19 protein-coding genes are annotated in these 18,908 nt (G+C 52.0%); 13 read left to right on the top strand and 6 right to left on the bottom strand.

Features of this window, described 5'->3' with window-relative positions; genetic code table 11:
- Positions 1 to 4 precede the first annotated feature (4 nt).
- The 10 genes from J7412_RS01155 to J7412_RS01110 are packed head-to-tail and all read left to right on the top strand — an operon-like array spanning position 5 to position 10,742.
- The gene (locus tag J7412_RS01155) at positions 5 to 985 is read left to right on the top strand and encodes a C-terminal binding protein (RefSeq protein ID WP_209076262.1); all 981 of its coding nucleotides are present in this window, start codon (positions 5 to 7) and stop codon (positions 983 to 985) included.
- Positions 986 to 2,695, top strand: a complete 1,710-nt coding sequence (locus J7412_RS01150; protein WP_209076260.1) for an ABC transporter ATP-binding protein — start codon at positions 986 to 988, stop codon at positions 2,693 to 2,695.
- Positions 2,696 to 2,703: 8 nt separating this feature from the next.
- A complete protein-coding gene (locus J7412_RS01145) occupies positions 2,704 to 3,933 on the top strand; it encodes a CDP-glycerol glycerophosphotransferase family protein (RefSeq protein ID WP_209076258.1) in 1,230 nt (409 codons plus the stop codon).
- A 2-nt stretch (positions 3,934 to 3,935) separates the two neighbouring features.
- On the top strand, positions 3,936 to 4,679 hold the full coding sequence (locus J7412_RS01140; RefSeq protein WP_209076255.1) for an FkbM family methyltransferase: 744 nt from the start codon (positions 3,936 to 3,938) through the stop codon (positions 4,677 to 4,679).
- Positions 4,600 to 5,448, top strand: coding sequence for a glycosyltransferase (locus J7412_RS01135; RefSeq protein WP_209076252.1), 849 nt, complete (start codon positions 4,600 to 4,602; stop codon positions 5,446 to 5,448). The genes J7412_RS01140 and J7412_RS01135 overlap by 80 nt, the downstream gene beginning before the upstream one ends.
- A gap of 1 nt (position 5,449) precedes the next feature.
- Positions 5,450 to 6,520 (top strand): glycosyltransferase, encoded by a 1,071-nt coding sequence (locus J7412_RS01130; RefSeq protein WP_209076250.1) that lies wholly within the window; start codon positions 5,450 to 5,452, stop codon positions 6,518 to 6,520.
- Complete coding sequence (locus J7412_RS01125; RefSeq protein ID WP_209076249.1) at positions 6,501 to 7,673, top strand: hypothetical protein; 1,173 nt, start codon at positions 6,501 to 6,503, stop codon at positions 7,671 to 7,673. Before J7412_RS01130 ends, J7412_RS01125 begins: the two co-directional genes overlap by 20 nt.
- The gene (locus J7412_RS01120; RefSeq protein WP_209076246.1) at positions 7,666 to 8,763 is read left to right on the top strand and encodes a glycosyltransferase; all 1,098 of its coding nucleotides are present in this window, start codon (positions 7,666 to 7,668) and stop codon (positions 8,761 to 8,763) included. The genes J7412_RS01125 and J7412_RS01120 overlap by 8 nt, the downstream gene beginning before the upstream one ends.
- Entirely contained in the window at positions 8,763 to 9,896 is a 1,134-nt protein-coding gene (locus J7412_RS01115; RefSeq protein ID WP_209076244.1) for a glycosyltransferase, read from the top strand. Before J7412_RS01120 ends, J7412_RS01115 begins: the two co-directional genes overlap by 1 nt.
- A gap of 3 nt (positions 9,897 to 9,899) precedes the next feature.
- Positions 9,900 to 10,742 carry a sulfotransferase gene (locus tag J7412_RS01110; RefSeq protein WP_209076242.1) on the top strand — a complete coding sequence of 281 codons (843 nt, stop codon included), beginning with the start codon at positions 9,900 to 9,902 and terminating at the stop codon, positions 10,740 to 10,742.
- Positions 10,743 to 10,830: 88 nt separating this feature from the next.
- On the opposite strand, the gene J7412_RS01105 is transcribed toward J7412_RS01110, so the two are convergent.
- From J7412_RS01105 to tsaD, 6 genes are all read right to left on the bottom strand, one after another.
- The gene (locus tag J7412_RS01105; protein WP_247743716.1) at positions 10,831 to 11,619 is read right to left on the bottom strand and encodes an FkbM family methyltransferase; all 789 of its coding nucleotides are present in this window, start codon (positions 11,617 to 11,619) and stop codon (positions 10,831 to 10,833) included.
- Positions 11,620 to 12,135: 516 nt separating this feature from the next.
- Positions 12,136 to 12,531, bottom strand: a complete 396-nt coding sequence (locus J7412_RS01100) for a DUF1761 domain-containing protein (protein WP_209076239.1) — start codon at positions 12,529 to 12,531, stop codon at positions 12,136 to 12,138.
- A 49-nt stretch (positions 12,532 to 12,580) separates the two neighbouring features.
- Positions 12,581 to 13,000, bottom strand: a complete 420-nt coding sequence (locus tag J7412_RS01095; protein ID WP_209076237.1) for an EVE domain-containing protein — start codon at positions 12,998 to 13,000, stop codon at positions 12,581 to 12,583.
- On the bottom strand, positions 13,000 to 13,275 hold the full coding sequence (locus J7412_RS01090) for a YciI family protein (RefSeq protein ID WP_209076235.1): 276 nt from the start codon (positions 13,273 to 13,275) through the stop codon (positions 13,000 to 13,002). Before J7412_RS01090 ends, J7412_RS01095 begins: the two co-directional genes overlap by 1 nt.
- A 2-nt stretch (positions 13,276 to 13,277) precedes the next feature.
- Positions 13,278 to 14,231: an NAD(P)H-dependent glycerol-3-phosphate dehydrogenase gene (locus J7412_RS01085; RefSeq protein WP_209076233.1), complete on the bottom strand. Its 954-nt coding sequence runs from the start codon at positions 14,229 to 14,231 to the stop codon at positions 13,278 to 13,280.
- Positions 14,228 to 15,325, bottom strand: a complete 1,098-nt coding sequence (gene tsaD, locus J7412_RS01080) for a tRNA (adenosine(37)-N6)-threonylcarbamoyltransferase complex transferase subunit TsaD (RefSeq protein WP_209076231.1) — start codon at positions 15,323 to 15,325, stop codon at positions 14,228 to 14,230. Before tsaD ends, J7412_RS01085 begins: the two co-directional genes overlap by 4 nt.
- An 82-nt stretch (positions 15,326 to 15,407) precedes the next feature.
- Here tsaD and J7412_RS01075 point away from each other — a divergent pair, with 82 nt between their 5' ends.
- From J7412_RS01075 to J7412_RS01065, 3 genes are all read left to right on the top strand, one after another.
- Positions 15,408 to 16,115, top strand: coding sequence for a uroporphyrinogen-III synthase (locus tag J7412_RS01075; RefSeq protein WP_209076229.1), 708 nt, complete (start codon positions 15,408 to 15,410; stop codon positions 16,113 to 16,115).
- Between the two features lie 73 nt (positions 16,116 to 16,188).
- Complete coding sequence (locus J7412_RS22075) at positions 16,189 to 17,385, top strand: mitofilin family membrane protein (protein ID WP_209076227.1); 1,197 nt, start codon at positions 16,189 to 16,191, stop codon at positions 17,383 to 17,385.
- A 10-nt stretch (positions 17,386 to 17,395) separates the two neighbouring features.
- Complete coding sequence (locus J7412_RS01065; RefSeq protein ID WP_209076225.1) at positions 17,396 to 18,901, top strand: heme biosynthesis HemY N-terminal domain-containing protein; 1,506 nt, start codon at positions 17,396 to 17,398, stop codon at positions 18,899 to 18,901.
- Positions 18,902 to 18,908 lie beyond the last annotated feature (7 nt).

The raw sequence follows: 18,908 nt of genomic DNA, 5'->3' as shown, positions 1-18,908 counted from the left end.
ATAAATGGCTTCTAAAAATTTAATCTACGTAACCGATTATGTCGAAAATCCTGACATTGAGCAGGAAATAACCGAGCGTTGCGGACTGGGTATCGCTCATGGTGAGTTGAGTGTTTCCGAGAAAGAGCGCGTAGTTGGGCTTCTGGTTTGGCATCAGGAAATCGACGCAGACTACATCGATCAGTTTCCAAACCTCAAAGCCGTGGTTCGATATGGGGTTGGTTTCGATCAAATCGATGTTTCGCTTCTAGCCGAACGGCAAATTGGATTTGGGAATACTCCAAACTACGGGACCGATGAGGTTGCCGACACCGGTGTCGCAATGGTCTTAAGTGGTGCGCGAGGGCTCACGGCTTATCACCATGTGATCAAAACGTTGGCCGAAGGCACCTGGCAGGAAAATACGCTGCCGCATATTGTTCGCACCAAAGACATGCGTTTGGGCGTTGTTGGCCTGGGCCGGATCGGAACCTCGCTTGCTTTGAAGTGCAAGGCACTCGGGTTTCAGGTTTCATTTTATGATCCCCTTCTTCCATCCGGTGTTGATAAGTCCCTCTCGTTGCTTCGTTACCGGTCTCTCGACGATCTTCTGAGCCAATGTGATGTTGTTTCAGTACATACTCCTCTGAACGATCAGACTGAGGGAATGATTGACGTAAGATTCATCGAAAAGATGAAAGATGGCGCAATTCTGATTAATACCGCCCGTGGTGGGTTGATCGACGATTTAGAGGAAGTTTTTAACGCGCTGAAGCTAGGTAAGCTGTCTTTTGCTGGCTTGGATGTTATTCCACAGGAGCCCTTGCCTCGAACAAATGCACTTCATGAGCCAATGATAGAGCTAATAGAAAAAGGAAAGTTGGTTCTGAATCCGCATACGGCCTACTATTCTCAACAATCCTACAAGGAAATGCGAAGTCTAGCCGCAGAAAACCTATGCCAGCATTTGTCGCAAGGTTCAAAGCTAGAAAACCAAATTTTATAGATGAAACTAATACAGCGCTTACAGTCCTTATATTTTTTGCTGGATTCTCAACGCAAACGCAGTTTTGTGTTGCTCATTTTCGCGTCCTTATTAATCGGGATATTGGAAAGTGTCGCATTCAGTACAATTGCCCCACTTGCCAAAAGTCTTATGGCAAATGAAGCCGGATTGACCACCGTCCCGTTATTGGGAGAACGCTCTACCAACTTTGTTTTGGCGTTGTTTGTTTTGGCGTTCTTTTTCAGATCATCGATGTTGGTGTTTTTGTCGTTTTTCCAAGCAACGACTGTCTTTAAGATTCAGGCCGAGATTTCGTCGTCTCTGTTTCGGAAGTATCTAAAGCTGAACAAGAGCTCAGAAAAAACGCGCAACGTTAACCTTCTGGCCAAAAACGTAATCGTAGAAGCTCAAAGTATCACGCAGCACGGCTATGTTCCGATGATTGCGATAGCGAGTGATACGGTAATTGCGGCGGTATTGATTAGCTATCTAATCTACCTGAATGGATCGTCCTTATTGGTCATCAGTGTGCTTTTTGGGGTTCTGATTTATCTGATGGCAGCCGTAGTGCGTGGTCATCTTGGTCGGCTCGGCACGCTGCGCAAAGAAATGGATGGGGTTCGATATCAGTATGTGAATGAGGCTTTTGAACAAAGAGATCTCATATTTGCGCACAGACTTTTTGATTTTTTTTGGCGGCGGTATGATCGTGTGAACGAACGGTCGGCCCATGCAGGTGGGCTCCAAAGCGGCTTGAATATGTCGACACGCTGGATCGTTGAGTTCATTATCATCTCGATTTTAGCCGTAATCTTGCTTCTCAATGGTGGGCATGTGCCCGAGCTTAGTCAAATTGCTGTAACAGCGGGTATCGCTATACGTCTGCTTCCGCTATCTTCTAAAATGTTGGCAAATTTTCAGCGACTGGACTATTCTGGCCCTGTTTTGGAGGAGCTTTCAGAGCAACTTGCAGATCAAGAAGCTGACGCTCCCTTGAATTCAGCTCCACTAGAACCACAGCCGCGCCCATTTGAAATTTCATTTGGCGGCGCCGAGCTTGTAGTTTCGGGGCAAGACGGGCCATATTTCCAAAAATTCGTAAATATGACTTTAGAGTCGAACCGTGTTTATGCCGTCACCGGGCCAAATGGCGTGGGGAAATCAACATTCATTAAGGTTTTGCTCGGCTCGGTTAAGGGGGACCTGCAGGCCGGGTCCATCGTGATTTCTAGCTCTAACGAATTAGAAGCATCACTGACTTCGCCTCAGCTTCTGGACAATCTCGCGATCGGTTATGTGCCTCAAGATCCGATATTACTGGATGCGACGGTCCGAGAGAATCTAAGCCTCGGTATGGATATTTCAGATAGTGTTGTCTGGACTATGCTCGAACGTGTTGGTCTGGAGCGCTATGTTCATGATCTTCCTAAAGGTTTAGATACTTTAGTTGGCGACAAATATGGATTTTTCTCCGGGGGGCAACGCCAACGGTTGGCAATAGCACGTGCCTTGATCTTTGGCGGAGATATCATTGTATTGGATGAGCCAACATCAGCGACAGATGACGCCTTTGCAAAGGACGTTGTTAACCTCCTAAAGTCGGATTTGAATGGCGCCATGGTATTGATTGTAACGCATTCTAGCGCGGTAGTTGGCGCTTGCGATGCACGAATTACGGTCTTCCAAGATAAGATTTCGGTACAGGCGTGAACATAGAAATGCGTATCGCGGTCTCACTACTGCTGAATAGGTGTGCATTTTTCGCCATTGCAGCGCTGGGGTATCTGCTGGCAATTATCCCGCGTCGCCGTCGTTATATTGTTTTTTTGGGGCATCAAGGCCACTACAATGGCAATGCGAAGTATTTGTTCGAAGCCTATCTGAAAGAAGCTGAAGACGGGCTCGAACCTATTTTTGTCGCTAGGAACCACGCTGATATTAGCGAGCCGTTGACACAGGCACACATCTTACATTTGCGTTCCAGCTCAAGTTATTTTTCCTTTATCGCCTTTTTGTGGAAGGCGAAAATTATGTTTGTAACGACGCCCGGATATGACTGGAAAAGCAGACATTTGTTTGCGTGGCGGGCGAAAACGATCTTACTGTCAAATGGTATTCCTTTGAAAGCACCAGGCCAGATAGCCAAACATTTCGGTGCGTTAAAAAAACAGAAGTACTTGTCCTATTGGAAAGACATTGACCAGCTGTGGGTAAGCTCAACATTCGAGCGTTATCTTGCCTCAGCATCACTGAGCGTTCCGATTGAGAAAATCAAGGTAAACGGAGCCGCTCGACAAAGTCAGCTTTCTGAGACCGCCACCCGTCAGAATCGCGAAACTGCAAGAGACAAGATAAACGCGGTTTTAGGTCAGGAATATGTCGGTAAACGGTTGGTTCTGCTGGCACTCACACAAAGGGCATACCAGGAAGGTAACAAGGCTACAGCGCTTGATAGCTTGAGCAAATTGGACGGCTATGAACGCTCGGAACTGGTTCAGTTTCTAGAAGAGAATAATATCGGTCTCATCGTCCGAGATCATTTTCTGACGAACGGCCAACACGAACATGAGCTAAATAGTCACTGTGCTTACATGGGCGCAAATGTCCTGCCGGAATTGAATGACGTTATCGCAGGCATCGATGTGATTCTTACGGACTACTCAGGGCTGTATTTGGATTTCGTGGGACAGGATATTCCAATTGGTCTGTTGAGATTCCCTGGAGATAACTTCTTGGAGCAGAGAGGGCTCATCCTGCCTGATGAATTTCTGACCGCTGGAATGGGAGTATCGACCCAGGAGGCCTTATTTTCCCTGATAAAGAATACGAAAATTGAAGCTGACACACGAGCCCGACGAGATATGTTGCAACGCCTATTTTTTGAGGTGGAGCCAGAGGCGTGTTTGCAGAATAACTTGAGCGAACTAAGAGCTCTGATTGAGGGATAACCATGAAAAAGTTTCTCCAGAAACATGCAAGAAAATTCGGTATCAAGCTGTCGCGCTTGAACGACCGTAACGATCTTTGGTACCTTCTCGAGTCGCAAATACTTGATTATAAAACGAATGTTATGATCGATGTCGGGGCGAACGAAGGGCAATTCATTTCGAAGGTCATGAGCAACAGCAGCTTGGCTTTTGAAAAAATATACAGTTTTGAACCTTTACCAGATGCATTTGCCAACCTGCAAAACCGTGTCCAAGATCTAAAAACTAAGTCAAAAATACAGACATTCAATATTGCGCTCGGCGACAAGAACGAAACGCAGAATATCTACGTCGCGCCCAATAGCGTTTCCAGCTCACTCTTGCCGGTTGCAGATGGGTTTAAGCGGCACTTAGAGTTGGAAGAAGAGGCTCAAATGCAGAAGATCGGGATCCCTGTCGAGCGCTTCGAGGACTTTGCTCAAAGTCTCTTTCCTAGCCTGGATTTTAAGAAAGATAAGTGTTTTCTGAAACTTGATGTTCAGGGGTTTGAAAAACATGTCCTAGAGGGTTTTGGACCTCTCTTGGATCATGTTCCTCTGGCGCTTTTGGAGTGCTCATTGGTCGAAATTTATCGCGACAGACCACTGATGGGTGACATGTTTGAATATATGACTAAAAAAGGGTTTCATGTTGCCGGGATTTTTCCTGGCTATTTTGATGATGAAACCCGGCAGCTTTTTGAGGTCGACGTTGTTTTTGCCAGATAGCACCTCAGGCCAAAGCCCAGACTATGATTTTTCGGTTATAACTGCTTGTAAAGATAGCAGCGCAACACTTGAGGCTTGTATTCAAAGTGTCGCGGCGCAAGAAAATGTGCGCGTGGAGCATCTCATTTTCGATGCAGAGTCGAAAGACGGATCGTACGAGATTCTACAAAGATTGTCGCGACCTGAACTCGTCGTGAATGTCGAGAAGGATGGTGGTGTATACGAAGCTTGGAATAAGGCTCTCAAACGCGTGCGCGGAAGATGGATCATATTCCTCGGGTCCGATGACGAGCTCGCTTCGTCAACGGTCATGTACGAAATCCTGCAAGGAATGTCGCGCTTTCCCGAATGCCGGCTGTTCTATGGCCAAGTACGCAAAGAGACGTTGTCCGGAGAACTTATCTCATTTAACGGAGAGCCATTTGCAAACTATGCAAACAAATTCGATCCTCCAACACGCGCGTTTCCGCCACATCCGGCTACCTTTTTTCACAAATCGTTGTTTGACGATTTTCCGAGATTTGATGAAAGCTATAAGATCTGCGCGGATTCGTTGCATGTTGGACGCATAATTGCGACGGAGACCCCGCAGTTTCTGGATTTCGTTGTTACAAAGTTCCGAGTTGGAGGTATCTCGAACTCGCGCCGCCATGCATTGAGAAAGTGGAACGAGAAACTGCGCATCAGCAGAACCTTGAAATATCGAATACCGTTGTTCCTTGTTTTTCGATCATTTGCTGCTTCTGTATTGAACAAATTGCGAGCTTAACATGCGTATCACTTTGATCGTAGCAAACCTCAAGGGAGGCGGGGTACAGCGCGGAATTTGTAACCTGGCAATCACTTGCCTTAAGCAAGGTGAAGATGTCCGTGTGGTTTCGCTGACTGATTTGGATGACGGACATTTGGACTTTGGCGATGTACCAGTCGAGGTTTTAGGCAGGTCGACTGTCAGATCTTCGCTGAGAAACCTAGCGAAAATCATGAAAAGTGCGACCAAAGAGGATGTGATCATAACTGGGCAGCCTCATGTAAACTTGGCTGTGCTTGCACTAAAACAGGTTGCGCGCTCGAAAGCCCGCGTTTTCGTTACAGAACACAATCCGATTGATATTTCTCTGAACAAAAAAGAAAAAATCATTCAGAATCTGAAATGGTGGTTCTATCCGAAATCCGACGGAATCTTCTGCGTAGGAAAGGCGATTGAGGACTCTTTACGAGAACGCTCTGATCTTCAGGATCATCTAATTGGGACTGTGCACAACCCAGTTTTCGCACCTGAGCTATCCAGTGGCGTGCCGGATAGCGATTGCGAAGGTTACAATGTGCTTTGTATTGGGCGCCTGCACCCGCAGAAAAACTTTGGACTGGCAATCGAGGCCGTTGGTGAGCTACAAAAACGCCTTCCCAAGGTACGCATTACAATTGTCGGGGAAGGGCCGGAACACAAATATCTAGAGAAGCTTGCAGAACGAAGATTACTGGCTCATTCCTATGAGTTCACTGGATTTCAAAGAGACGTCTATGGATATCTGCGACGGACCGATTGTCTTCTCATGTCTAGCCGTTGGGAAGGATTTGGCATCGTAATTATTGAGGCACTCTATGCGGGAAAAAACGTAGTTTCAACGCCGTGCCCGGGGCCTATCGAAATCCTCGACAATGGTCGTTTTGGTGCAATTGCAAAGGCGACTCCGAAAGCTCTCGCAGATGCTCTCGAGAGCAAGCTGCTTGATCCGGACCAAGCCGAAGAACTGCGTAAGCGTGCAATCGAAGTGAGCGACCCTGTTCAGGTCTACAACAAGTACATGGCATTGGTAAATGCGGCTCCAGTCTCATAAATTTTTGGGCTCCATCTTCGTTGTAACGGTTGGTCTAGCCGCACCTTCGTTGCTGCTCAATGTGGTTGGATTAGGGGCCTTGAAAGCTCCTGTTGGACAGCTGCTATTGGTGGTTTTGGCTTTGGCATTTATGTCAATTAATCGCTTCAAACTGCCTAGGAAGACGATTTTGGGCGCGACGATTGTCATTGCTTGTGGCTTGTTTACCGCTCTTCTTTATGCCGCCGCTGGCCTCACCTCCTCTGTAGCGCCCATTCTGGGGGCGTCTATCAAAGTTGCGATATTTTTTGTTATTGCATCGGTCGCCCAAAAAAAAACGGAAGATGCATCACGCGCCGTTGTCTATGCGGTCTTACCAATTTTGGTACTCGTGCTTGTTGCCAACCTCATTCACAACTTCCTTGGGCAGGGAGAGCTCACCAGATGGGTGATCGACAATCGGCAAATTAGCGTTCTTTTCGGATCGTTTGCCACCTCCCGGATCTTTGTTGAGGGGCTTACCTTTTTCCGCGTTAGCGGAATATTTAATGAACCTGGCACCTTCGGAATGATACTCTACTGCGTGTTTCTTCTATTTGTTACCTCGAGGGAATTTTCGACCGGGAAAAAATTTCTACTCTTCACCGGCATCATCTCAACATTTTCGCTAGGAACTTTCATTTCTATGGTAGTGGCCTCATTGGTCAACCTACGTATTAAGGTAGTTTTACAGCTATTTCGGAAGAATTTCTTCACCTCACTGTTTTGGGGATCGTTCGTAGTTCTAGTCGGCTTTTTCCTCATACAAGCGCTGAGTTTTGTCGCCGCGCGACTTTCGTTTGGCCAAGGAGGGAGGTTGATTGCAGGGGACAACAGATTCTACGATGATACTCTTCCATCGAACTTCCTGATCGGGGACGGGAGTTACGGAGGTGGGTTTGACAGTGGTCTCGCGATTTTCCAACAGTTTGGCCTTACAGGAAGTGCAATCCTGTTCGCACCAGTGATAACCGTGGCCTGCCAGCTGTTTTGGCGCGGCTCGTTTTTGTACAGCTTTGGCCTTATTTTGTTTTTGGCCCACAAGCCAAATGTCCTGACCCCAATTTTGATAGTTCTCTTAGCTGTTACATCAGCTCAAATTTCGACGAACGAGCAGAAAATCAGAGATGCATGACGCTAGCCAAGTTTTCCATATCATTGCTGGATTGCCCCGTGCGGGGGCGGAAACTCTACTATCGCGAATAGTCAAAGAGGGCGCACAGCGTGGAGATCAACACCTTGTAGTAAACTTAGGTTCTCCAACGGCTTTGTCAAAAGAGATGACCGAGTACGCTGAGGTGGTGAATCTGGATCTAAAGCGAAACCCTCTCAAAGCAATTTGGGCCTTCGTCAATCTTTGGCGCGCAAAGAGGAAGAGCGTTACACTGGTCTCTGGGTGGATGTACTATGGAGGTATTATTTCTGCGCTGTTAAAGTTTTCCGCTCATGGGCGGGTCATGGCGCATATCAGACATACGCCTGTCTCTTTATCAAATGAGTCCCACAAAATAAAAATCGCCCTTAGGTTATTGCGTTTGTTAACCCCAAAATTGGACGCCGTCACATATAATTCCATGCACGCACAGACGTGGCACGAAGCGTTTGGGTTCAAAGCGCGTCGTCATTTTGTTGTCGACAACGGCTACACAGTGGATGGCAAAAGGCCACTTACTTTAAGAGATCCAACGCGAACCTCATTTGTGATTGGCGCTGCTGCGCGCAACCACCCAATGAAGAATCTAGCTGGATTAATAAATGCATTCGAGAAATTGATTGCCTCTGATGAGCACTACGAACTTCACATCGCCGGAAAGGATACAGATAAGCTGGCAAATCTGCCTGCCTTTTCGCGCGCGAAGGATAAAATCAAACTATTCGGCGAAGTCGACGCGCAAGCTATTTGCGACTTCTATACTGAGCTTGATGCTTATGTTTCGTTCTCGTCTTGGGGTGAAAGCTTCCAGAATGTGGTTGCGGAAGCAATGTCGTTTGGCGTTCCAGCGCTTTGCACCGATATAGGTGCTGCGAAAAAGATCGTTGTGAGAGAGAGTTTTGTTGTGCCAATTGAAGATGAGGCTCGGCTTATTCAACGATTGGCTGATTTAAAGCGTATGGCCGCCACGCCAGAGGATTGGCACGCTTTAAAGCTCCGGTGCCGAGACAAAATAGCCGAAAACTTCTCAATCTCTCAGGCTTATGACCAGATAATATGTGAGCGAAATTAGTGTCTAAGATCCTGTTTCTCGTACCCAGCGACTGGTACCTCTTTAGTCATCGCAAAGAGCTACTGAGTGCTTTGGTCGCGCTAGGCCATGACGTGCATGTCTTCACAGAAATCACGGTGCCCAAAGATGAAGTGCCCGAAGAACTACGTTCCGTGACCTTCCACCCGTTCGCAGGCAAAGGCGCGAACAAAGGGCTCGGCTTGTTTGAGCAAATGCGCGCGACACGCGATATTATCAAAACACTGGATCCCGATTTGGTCCATGTGATTACGATCCGTTTCTTGTTACTAGCCCCTTATCTTGCAGTTGGGCGATCAATGAACAGCGTTATCAGCATTGCAGGGTTGGGCGGATTAGAGCAGCTTTCTCTACCAAAACGGATACTGGTTCATTCATTTCTGGTTCTGGCGAAATTCAAATCTGGATCGAAGAACATAAAGTATGTTTTCCAGAATACAGTCGACGGAGAGGTCTTGCTTGGAAAACAATTTTCTAGACGGCTGAACGAGAACGTATTTCTGATACGAGGCGCGGGTGTAGATATTGATCAGTTTTCCTCGGAGGATAAACCCTCACGAAACCGCAATCGAATTCTGTTTGCCGCTCGCCTTTTGAAGTCAAAAGGCATCATAGAATTTATCGAAGCGATCAAAGCGTCAGAAATATCTCACCGCTATAGACCGACCATAGCAGGTCGACTTGATGAGGCTTCCTTCGACGGCCTCAGCGAAAATGAACTTGAGGATCAAGTAGGCGGCACCGGTATCGAGGTACTTTACGATCACCGCGACATGGCTGCGCTCATGACTGAGACAACGGTATTTGTGCTACCGACGAATTATGCGGAAGGACTTCCCAAAGTCGTGCTAGAGGCCATGGCGGCTGGCGCGGTCGTGATCACAACCGATTGGCCGGACTACGACAAAGTCATTGATGATGGCGTTAGCGGGCTCATCGTGCCTAAGTCGAAACTTTCATACCAAGCGCTCTCGCGGGCAATCACTTCGCTGTTAGATGACCATAGCAAGCGCACTTCCATGTCTCACGCAGCGCGGCGAAAGGTTGTTGATCACTTCTCAACAGACTATGTCGTCAGCGCCCAACTTAAGGTTTATGGTGACTGGATAAACTAGCTCATGAAAAAAATTTTTATTCTTGGAAAACACAGATCTGGCACAACTTGGCTCGCGAACTGCATCGCAGAGGTTGATGGAGTATATACGCCACGGGTTGACCTCCATCATGGGCAAATCGAAAGCGCTTTCTTTAGCAGTATAGTGCCTTATTTCAGTGGCGCGAAATCGGCTGTCGATAGATCCGCTCTTTACGCGGCCTTTTCCAAATCTGATTTCTTTTCGGCACTAGGTGTAGATTTCGATGAGGTCGATCATCAACTTTGCCCTGAACTGATGTTTGAAGCTTTGATGAGCGCAGCTGCGAATGCCCAAGATTGCGACGCTTGGCTTGAAAAAACGCCCGCGCACTCACTGCTGGTCGATGACCTCATGTCATACTACCCGGACGCTCAATTCATTCGTGTAAGACGCAATATTTTGGATCAGACTTTGTCAACGTGTGTCGGGCTAAAGGGGACACTTAACAAAAAGAATTTGTTCGTCGCTGCATTTGAGTCCGGCATCTATGAAGCTGTTTTGTCCATCAAATCAGATCGTTTGCTCGAGATTGCCTACGAAGATTTGCGAAATGACTTTGACCGAGAAATTCATAGGTGCTTGGATTTCTTGAACATGGCAGAGCGAAGTTTCTCGCGCCCGTCGGTGAAGGCAAATTCATCTTTTTCCTCGGCTTACTCCCAAGTTAAAACAGCACCTTCTCTAAGCGTGTTGGATAAAGTCATTGTGCGGTTCGGGTTCATATTCGGGCGATCATTTCCTCGACGCCTCATCAAATTCGCCCTTAGGCAGCGCAAAACCATTTTCCGAAACAAACTGCCGAGGTGGATGTTTGCTTCTTTGTAAGGTAGCTTTGGCTTCGGCTGCTCAAGTGACGCTCGTCTGAGCCTCTCAAATACGATCGACCAAAATGAGCGCTGTCTACTTGAAAGCTTTAGTTGTCTTGTAAAACGTACCAATCGTCGAATCGCGAAAACTCGGTAAATTTTCTAACATACCCATGAGAAGACAATAGGTTATGAATTTCATCACGCATTGGAGTGAAGTTGTGTTCGCAGGTGATGACTTTAAAACTATACTCGCTAAAGTCGAATGAGTTTAAAATTTCAAACTCACTTCCTTCGGTATCTATCGAGAGATAGTCAATCTTTTTAGGTGCGTTGTATTTTTTTAGAAGATCCATCAACGAAATTGTATCAACTTCGTATTTCTTGCCCATCTGTCGAGCAGTTTTGTGTTTGTCTGAGGAGGAAAATGAATCTATGGTCGACAACTCTCCATTGTGCTGGGCGTCCTGCACTTCGTTAAAGATTAGTTTTTCGTTTGAAGCGCGCCAAACACAGTCTCTCTCGATATTCACGTTTCGATTTTTGATCAACTGATCGTGCCAGGTTTTGGCTGGTTCAGCTAGAATACCAGTCCAATTGAATTTGCTTTCCAACAGGAAACTGTTGCTCAACGTAACTCCATCAGTCGCACCGAATTCCACGAAGTAACCATTAGTTTTGAAGCCAAGTTCACTCAATACGAATAGGTCTTGGCGGAGCTGAGATGTCGAAAATGGTAAGAATTCCAGATAACGTTCGACCATTTTGATATCAAGCACAGAGGCAAGTTCGATATCGCGATACTTTTTTCTGTTCTCGAGAAGCTGTTCATACTTTGATTTTCGCACTAGTTGCACGTCGATCGAAGCGAGCACCCCGTTTACAAAATTCTTCAATTGGAATTCCTATCTTAAGCACATTTTGTATGGTAGCCGTGATTTTTCGCGTCATACGCGAAGGTGGTAGAACATAACCGTAGACACAAATCCAGAGGTCTTTTAGCTGTGGCTACCCGCTTAGGATTTAGACAGATTTGATACACTATCTCTGTCCAGAGCTTTGTCCTTCGGTGTTCCCAATGAAATTTTGAGGTAGTTAAAGGCTCAATTTTTTCCTGCACTATAACGAAGGAGTTTTGGACTAAGAAGAAATTGGGTAGCGGCACGCAGGTCGTGACGATTTTGAACTAGCACAGAATGGTGTAATCGTACGAAAGCTACGCAGAGAACATGGTAGGAGCGTTGTTGCGAGCTCGTCCGAGCTAAATGCTCTTTTCGAAACAGTATTCGCTCGGATCGAGCGCAGGATTTTGGTGGCAGAACAAACAAACCTCTAGCTTTCGGCGAACCTCCCAGCTTTTGATATTAGGTCGGATGTTGTTCTACGATGTCTTGATATCTCAAAGCTTATCCTCAAAACAAAGTCAGCACCACACCGATAATCCCGCAGCCGATGGTGGCGTAGCCACCGTCAATCAGCATCAGGACACGCGGGCGGCCGGCGAAGCTGTAGTTGGTGATGATCCAAGGTGTTGCCAGAAACAGGCCAATACCCAGCCCGCCGATCAGCCCTGCGCCGGGGCTGGTGATGCCTGAGAGCTCAAAGATGTGACGCATCATGCCCGCCACAATCAGCGTGCAGACAAAGGCGGCGATATAGGGGGCCGGATTGCTGGCGTTGAGGGGGCGGCCGTTGTCGCCCAGCTTGACCTCAGCGGCGGCCATCCAGGGTTTGGCCAGAACCATATACCAGACCGACCCAAAGGCATAAGACGCCACAGCGGCGACACATACGGCTAGAAATCCCATGGAAACCTCCCCCGTTCATGGTTGTTCACGGAGAAGTATGCCTGAATTTTCAGCGTTTGACACCGCCTAGGTCGCAAACGATGGCCCACTCTTCTTCCGTGACGGGTTGCACGGACAGGCGGGAGCTTTTGACAAGCGCCATTTCGGTGAGCCGAGGATCGGCTTTGATCATGGCGAGCGTGACCGGTTTGGGCACCGGGGCAATCGCCTTGATGTCCACGCATTCCCATCGGTCATCATCTGTGGTGCTGTCCTGATGAGCTGCGGCGCAGACCTCGACAATGCCAACCACGGATTTCTCTTTCTGGGAGTGATAGAAAAAGCCGCGGTCCCCCACGGCCATTTCCCGCATGAAATTACGCGCCTGATAGTTGCGCACGCCGTCCCACTCTTCGCCAACCTCGCCTTTGGCGACCTGCTGATCCCAGCTCCAGGTGGAAGGCTCAGATTTGAACAGCCAATAGCGCATCAGCCCAGTACCTTGTTCCAGGCGGTCAGCTCGACGCTCTCAAACAGTCCAGCTGCTTTGTAGGGGTCTGCTGCGGCCCAGGCCTGGGCTTCGGCCATGTCTGCGACATTCAGAATGATGAGCGAGCCGCACATGTCGCCTGCGTCATTCAGAAACGGGCCTGCCATCATGACGGTTTCGCCGGATGCCTTCAGATAGGCGACGTGGTCGTCACGGTTGGCTTTGCGGATGTCCAATGCGCCGGCTTTGTCTTTGGCGATAAGGGCGATCAGCATGGTTATTCCTCCTTGGGTGGTCTTGAAAGCAACATTTCCATCGCGTCGCGGATTTGCAAGCCCCCATCGAGGATGGCGACAACCGCTTCGGTGATGGGCATGTCGATGTGCATGGATTTGGCGCGTGCGAGTGCGGCGCGGGCCGTGGCTGCACCTTCAACGGTGACGGAGGCGTCAAAGCCTTCACCGCGACCCAGCGACAGGCCAAAGCTGTAGTTGCGTGATTGTTCAGATGAACAAGTCAGGGTGAGATCGCCAAAGCCAGAAAGCCCGGCCAAAGTATCGCCCTCCGCGCCAAGCGCGCGGGCCATGCGCACTATTTCGGCATATCCACGGGTCATGAGCGCGGCGCGGGCGCTGTCACCTAAACCGGCCCCAATCGCAATGCCACAGGCGATGGCGATCACGTTTTTGAGGGCGCCACCCAACTCTGCACCAACTGTGTCGGTGGTGCGATAAATGCGCAAATTGGGCGATATCAGTCTCTGTTGCAGCGTTTTTCCGGTGTCTTCATCGGGCGTCGCCAGCGTCAGTGCGGTGGGCAGGCCGCGCGCGATGTCGGCGGCAAAGCTGGGTCCGGTGAGAATTGCGGGCATGGCCTCGGGCAGCACATCGCGGATCACGGCCACGGGGCCAAGCTCTGTGCCCAGCTCCACCCCTTTGCAGCAGGCTACAAGGGTGCGGCCAGACAGCTCTGGGTGCGCCTCCAGCACGCCGCGCAGTTTCTGCATTGGAACGGCGAGCAGGATTACATCGGAGAGGGCTGCCGCGAAATCAGCTGTAACAGCCAAGGAAGCTGGGAGATCGACACCAGGCAGGCGCGGGTTTTCTCGCGTTGCGCACATGGTTTTCGCGGCGTCAGCATCGCGCGCCCAGAGGGTCACCTCGGTGCCGCCTTTGGCAAAGGCCACGGCCAGTGCGGTGCCAAAGGCGCCTGCGCCCAGAACGGAGATCATGCTTTGGCCCCTTTCTTGCCGGAGCCAAGAAGCGCGGGTGCGGATTGATCCAGCGGCCAACGGGGGCGCGCCACAAGAGACATGTCGTCTTGCTCCCCTGCACGAAACCGCTCAAGCCCAGCATAGGCGATCATCGCCGCATTGTCGGTGCAAAGCGCCAGCGGCGGCGCGGTGAAGGTCACGCCAAGATCGGCACAAACAGTCTCTAATCTGGCTCGAATGGCAGTATTTGCCGCCACGCCACCGGCCACAGCCAGAAGTGGCTCAGAGGGGGGTTCCGCCAGATATGTCTCCAGCGCCCGGCGGGTCTTTTCCGCCAGCACATCCACCACAGCGGCCTGAAATCCGGCACAGAGATCGGCGCGGTCCTGCACGGTCAGCCCGCCTTTTTCAGCGATGATGGCATCGCGTTGGCGCAACAGCGCGGTTTTCAGGCCAGAGAAAGACATGTCGCATCCGGGGCGATCCAGCAGCGGACGGGGGAAGCGGAACCGCTTGGCATCGCCCTTTTCCGCTTCTGCCTGCACCGAAGGCCCGCCCGGCTGCGGCAGGCCCAGAAGACGCGCGGTTTTGTCAAAGGCCTCGCCGGGGGCATCATCAATGGTGCCGCCAAGGCGGGAGAATTTTTCCGGGCCATGGGCGATGAGGAACTGGCAATGCCCACCCGACACCAGCAGCATCAGATAGGGAAAGGCCACCTGATCGGTGAGGCGCGGTGTCAGAGCGTGGCCGGCGAGGTGGTTCACCCCAATGAGTGGGATGCCAAGGCTGGCCGACAGCCCTTTGGCGCACATCACACCGGAAATCACCCCGCCAATCAGACCGGGCCCGGCGGTGACGGCAATGGCGTCCAGATCCTTCAGCGTCACACCGGAGGCCTCCAAAGCCTGCTGAATACAGATGTCCACCTTCTCGGCATGGGCGCGGGCGGCGATCTCGGGCACCACGCCGCCGTAGGGGGCGTGCAGATCGGTTTGCCCGTGCACGACGGAGGCGAGGATATCGGCCTCAGCGCCCGCAGGTTGGCGCAGGATCGCGGCAGCGGTGTCATCACAGCTGCTCTCAATGCCAAGAATGGTGAGCGTTTCAGTCATGGCGGCGGGTGTCCTTGCCGTTGCGCGTGGGTTCTGTGGCAGGTAACACCTCCCTATCGTTCAAACAATCCCGGTGGCCTGAATGCCGCAAACACCTGCTTCGATTTTGCTGATCCGACCTTTGGCGGATGCGGAGCGGTTTGCGGAGGTGTTGCGCGCACGCGGCGTGGCGGCACCGATTGAGATTTCCCCGATTGTGGAGATTGTGCCCACCGGCGCAGAGGTCGACCTTTCAGTTGTCACGGGCGTTGTGTTCACCTCCCGCAATGCGGTGGCGGCGGTGGATGGATTGGATCTGCCCGCCTGGTGCGTTGGCAGGGCCACGGCAGAGATGGCAACGGCCAAGGGCTGGCGTGCCATTGCAGCGGAAGGCGACGCGGATGCGCTTTATGCGCGAATTTCAGCCGATGCGCCCAAGGGGCCGCTTTTGCATCTGCGCGGGGTTTTGTCGCGGGGCGATTTGGCCGCTCGACTGACCGCTCTGGGCATCGAGACGCGCGAAACGGTGGTGTACCGGCAGGTTCCTTCTGCGCTGTCAAATGCCGCAAAATCGCGGCTCATGCAGGAAAAGCCCGTCTTAGTGCCGCTTTTTTCGCCAAATGCCGCAGACCAATTTGCGCATCAGTTGCAGGAGCTTGGCCCGATCAAGGCCGCTTTGCATGTGGTGGTAATCAGTGGCGCGACACAAGGTGCCTTGGGGGATTTGCCCTGTGAACAGGTTGTTTTGGCGGCCCAAAAAGAGGCGGGGGCCATGGCGGATGCGATCACGAGACTGTTGGACGCAGGGTGACGCATTGAGCGAGTCGCCACGCTCGCCTAGACTTGGTGCTGCATTTGCAAAAACGGATTCGAAAGGGTGACCGGTGGGGACCACGGACAAGTCGGACAAGCCGAACAAGGATCAGGTGGAGGCGGTGGAGGCCGCGGACACGATCGAAGATGCCGAAATAGTGGAGGAGAGCGCCGCGGAGGAGGTTTCGGATACTGATCTCTCTGAGGATGCGCAGGACAGTGCAGACGAGCCATCCGCGCAAGAGCCGGAGTTTGAGCGCGTCGCCTCTGAAAAGCCTGAGCAGATGGCCCCAGCGCCCGCACCACAGGACGCCCGTCGCGGTGGCTTTGTGCCGATGGTGTTTGGCGGTGTCATCGCGGCTGTCATCGGATTTGGCGGGGCGATCTATTTTGGCGATCAGCTTGGTCTTGGCGGCGACACCAAGGCGGCGCTTGCCGAGCTATCTGCGCAGCTTGAGGCACAGAATGCCACGCTGGCTGAGCTGCAGGGCGGTGTGAGCGCAAGCTCTGCGGCGGCAACCGGAGCGCAAGGCGCAGCGGATGCGGCCGCAAGCGCGCTTGAGACGTTGCGCGCCGATGTGGGCAGCCTGTCTGAGGCGGTGGCCACTTTTGAAGCGCGCCTGATGGATATCGAAAAGCGCCCGTTGACCGAAGGGTTGGGCGCGGCGGCGGTGGCCGCCTATGAGCGCGAGGTGAAAGACCTCAAAGATCTGGTTGCTGCCCAGAAAGCGGAAGCGGCGGAGCTTAAAGACCGCGCGGATTTGTCGGCCAAGACCGCATTGGCGCGCTCTTCTGTAACCCGCATAGTTGCCGCGCTTGAGAGCGGCGCGCCGTATCGGGCTGCGGTGGTTGATCTGCGGTCTGCCACCGGGCAGGAGGTTGCACCGGTTCTGGAACAGTTTGCGGATGATGGGATCATCCCGCTCTCTGCATTGATCGAGAGCTATCCGGATGCGGCACGCGCGGCCTTGGCCAAGGCGCGGGCGGATAAGGTGGATGATGCCCAAGGCAGCACCCTTGGCAATTTCTTCAAAACCCAGTTTGGCGCACGCTCTGTTGAGGCCCGCGAAGGCAGCGACACAGATGCGATCCTCAGCCGGGCCGAAGCGGCCCTGAAGGCAGGTGATCTGGCGACGGTGCTAGGCGAGATCGACACATTGGCCGAGGGGCCGAAATCCGTGATGGCAGAATGGGTTGCGCAGGCGCAGACCCGGGCTGACGCCACGCAAGCTGCCGAAGATCTGGCACAAACCCTAAACAGTAACTGAAGGTCATTTCATGCTCTGGTCCCTGATCAAAATTATTGCGTTTGTTGCCATTGTCACCGGGCTGACCTTTGGCTCGATTTACCTGCTTGAAAGCGAAGGCGGTGTGATGCTGACCGTGGGCGGGGTGGAATACAGCCTCGGCCCGTTCCAGACCGCGCTGGCGCTGGCCGCTTTGGTGGCCACTGTCTGGGTGGGCATCAAGCTTCTCGGCTTTCTCGTGGCGGTTCTGAAATTCCTCAACGGGGATGAAACCGCGATCAGCCGCTATTTTGACCGCAATCGCGAGCAAAAAGGCTATCAGGCGCTGTCTGACAGCGTCATGGCGCTGGCCTCCGGTGAGGGGCGCATCGCGATGGACAAAGCGCGCCGTGCAGAGCGCCTGTTGATGAAGCCGCAGCTGACCAACCTCATTGTGGCACAGGCCGCTGAGATGCATGGCGATGCCAAAAAGGCCGAGGAAACCTACAAAAAGCTGCTCAATGACGAGAGTACGCGGTTTGTGGGTGTGCGCGGCCTCATGAAGCAGAAGCTGGCGGCGGGTGAAACCGATGTGGCGCTGAAGCTGGCGGAAAACGCCTTTGCGCTGAAGCCGCGCCATGAAGAGGTGCAGGACACGCTGCTGCGGCTTCAGACCGAAAGCAAAGACTGGAAAGGCGCCCGTGGCACGCTGAACGCCAAGCTGCGCCACGGCAATCTGCCGCGCGATGTGCACCGCCGTCGCGATGCGGTTCTGGCACTGTCGGAAGCCAAGGATGTGATGGCCGAAGACACCACGATCGAGGCGCAGGAGCAGGCGATTGAGGCCAACCGTCTGTCACCGGATCTGATCCCTGCGGCAGTTCTGGCGGCACGCGGCTATATTGAGAAAGGCAAAGCGCGCTATGCGACACGCCTGCTCAAGAAAGCCTGGGATACGCAGCCGCATCCGGATCTTGCCGCTGCTTTTGCCGAGATCGCCCCTGATGAAACACCTGAGGCGCGCATCAAGCGCTTTAGCGCGTTGATCAAGACCACGGCGGAGCATGACGAAAGCAAAATGCTCATGGCGGAGCTCTATATTGCGGCGGAAGATTTCCCGGCGGCACGCCGTGCGCTGGGCGATCTGGTTGAGAGCGCGGCCACGCAGCGAGTGCTGACCATCATGGCAGCTGTGGAACGTGGCGAAGGTTCAAGCGATGCGGTGGTGAAGGGTTTCCTCGCCAAAGCGCTGAGCGCGCCGCGCGGTCCGCAATGGGTTTGCGACAACTGTGGTCACATCCATGCGGAGTGGGCACCAACCTGTGAGACCTGCCACAGCTTTGACACGCTAAGCTGGGTGGCTCCGCCGGAAGTCGAAGGCCAGAGCCAGGCCAGTGCGGCCATGCTGCCGCTGATCATCGGCGCGCTGGAAGATCACTCTGAACACTCCTCCGTCGAAGATGCCGAAGAGGTATCGGACGCGGATGATCAGGTGGTGGAAGGCTCAGCAGTGGAAGCTGAGGTGTCCACAGCGGAAGCGGAACGCAAATCCGCCTGATCCCCAA

This window comes from Shimia sp. R9_3, from assembly GCF_017743755.1.
Lineage (GTDB): Bacteria > Pseudomonadota > Alphaproteobacteria > Rhodobacterales > Rhodobacteraceae > Shimia.
Note: the sequence above shows the minus strand (reverse complement) of the source record. Positions and strands in the feature narration are given on the sequence as shown.

Bases quoted from the DNA above. Each gene is read 5' to 3' on its own strand.
- J7412_RS01095 (WP_209076237.1), bottom strand. From the start codon at position 13,000: ATGCGCTATTGGCTGTTCAAATCTGAGCCTTCCACCTGGAGCTGGGAT.
- J7412_RS01090 (WP_209076235.1), bottom strand. From the start codon at position 13,275: ATGCTGATCGCCCTTATCGCCAAAGACAAAGCCGGCGCATTGGACATC.
- J7412_RS01130 (WP_209076250.1), top strand. From the start codon at position 5,450: ATGCGTATCACTTTGATCGTAGCAAACCTCAAGGGAGGCGGGGTACAG.
- J7412_RS01145 (WP_209076258.1), top strand. From the start codon at position 2,704: ATGCGTATCGCGGTCTCACTACTGCTGAATAGGTGTGCATTTTTCGCC.
- J7412_RS01150 (WP_209076260.1), top strand. From the start codon at position 986: ATGAAACTAATACAGCGCTTACAGTCCTTATATTTTTTGCTGGATTCT.
- J7412_RS01155 (WP_209076262.1), top strand. From the start codon at position 5: ATGGCTTCTAAAAATTTAATCTACGTAACCGATTATGTCGAAAATCCT.
- J7412_RS01075 (WP_209076229.1), top strand. From the start codon at position 15,408: ATGCCGCAAACACCTGCTTCGATTTTGCTGATCCGACCTTTGGCGGAT.
- J7412_RS01135 (WP_209076252.1), top strand. From the start codon at position 4,600: ATGTTGCCGGGATTTTTCCTGGCTATTTTGATGATGAAACCCGGCAGC.
- J7412_RS01085 (WP_209076233.1), bottom strand. From the start codon at position 14,231: ATGATCTCCGTTCTGGGCGCAGGCGCCTTTGGCACCGCACTGGCCGTG.
- J7412_RS01140 (WP_209076255.1), top strand. From the start codon at position 3,936: ATGAAAAAGTTTCTCCAGAAACATGCAAGAAAATTCGGTATCAAGCTG.
- J7412_RS01120 (WP_209076246.1), top strand. From the start codon at position 7,666: ATGCATGACGCTAGCCAAGTTTTCCATATCATTGCTGGATTGCCCCGT.
- tsaD (WP_209076231.1), bottom strand. From the start codon at position 15,325: ATGACTGAAACGCTCACCATTCTTGGCATTGAGAGCAGCTGTGATGAC.
- J7412_RS01125 (WP_209076249.1), top strand. From the start codon at position 6,501: ATGCGGCTCCAGTCTCATAAATTTTTGGGCTCCATCTTCGTTGTAACG.
- J7412_RS01065 (WP_209076225.1), top strand. From the start codon at position 17,396: ATGCTCTGGTCCCTGATCAAAATTATTGCGTTTGTTGCCATTGTCACC.
- J7412_RS01110 (WP_209076242.1), top strand. From the start codon at position 9,900: ATGAAAAAAATTTTTATTCTTGGAAAACACAGATCTGGCACAACTTGG.
- J7412_RS01100 (WP_209076239.1), bottom strand. From the start codon at position 12,531: ATGGGATTTCTAGCCGTATGTGTCGCCGCTGTGGCGTCTTATGCCTTT.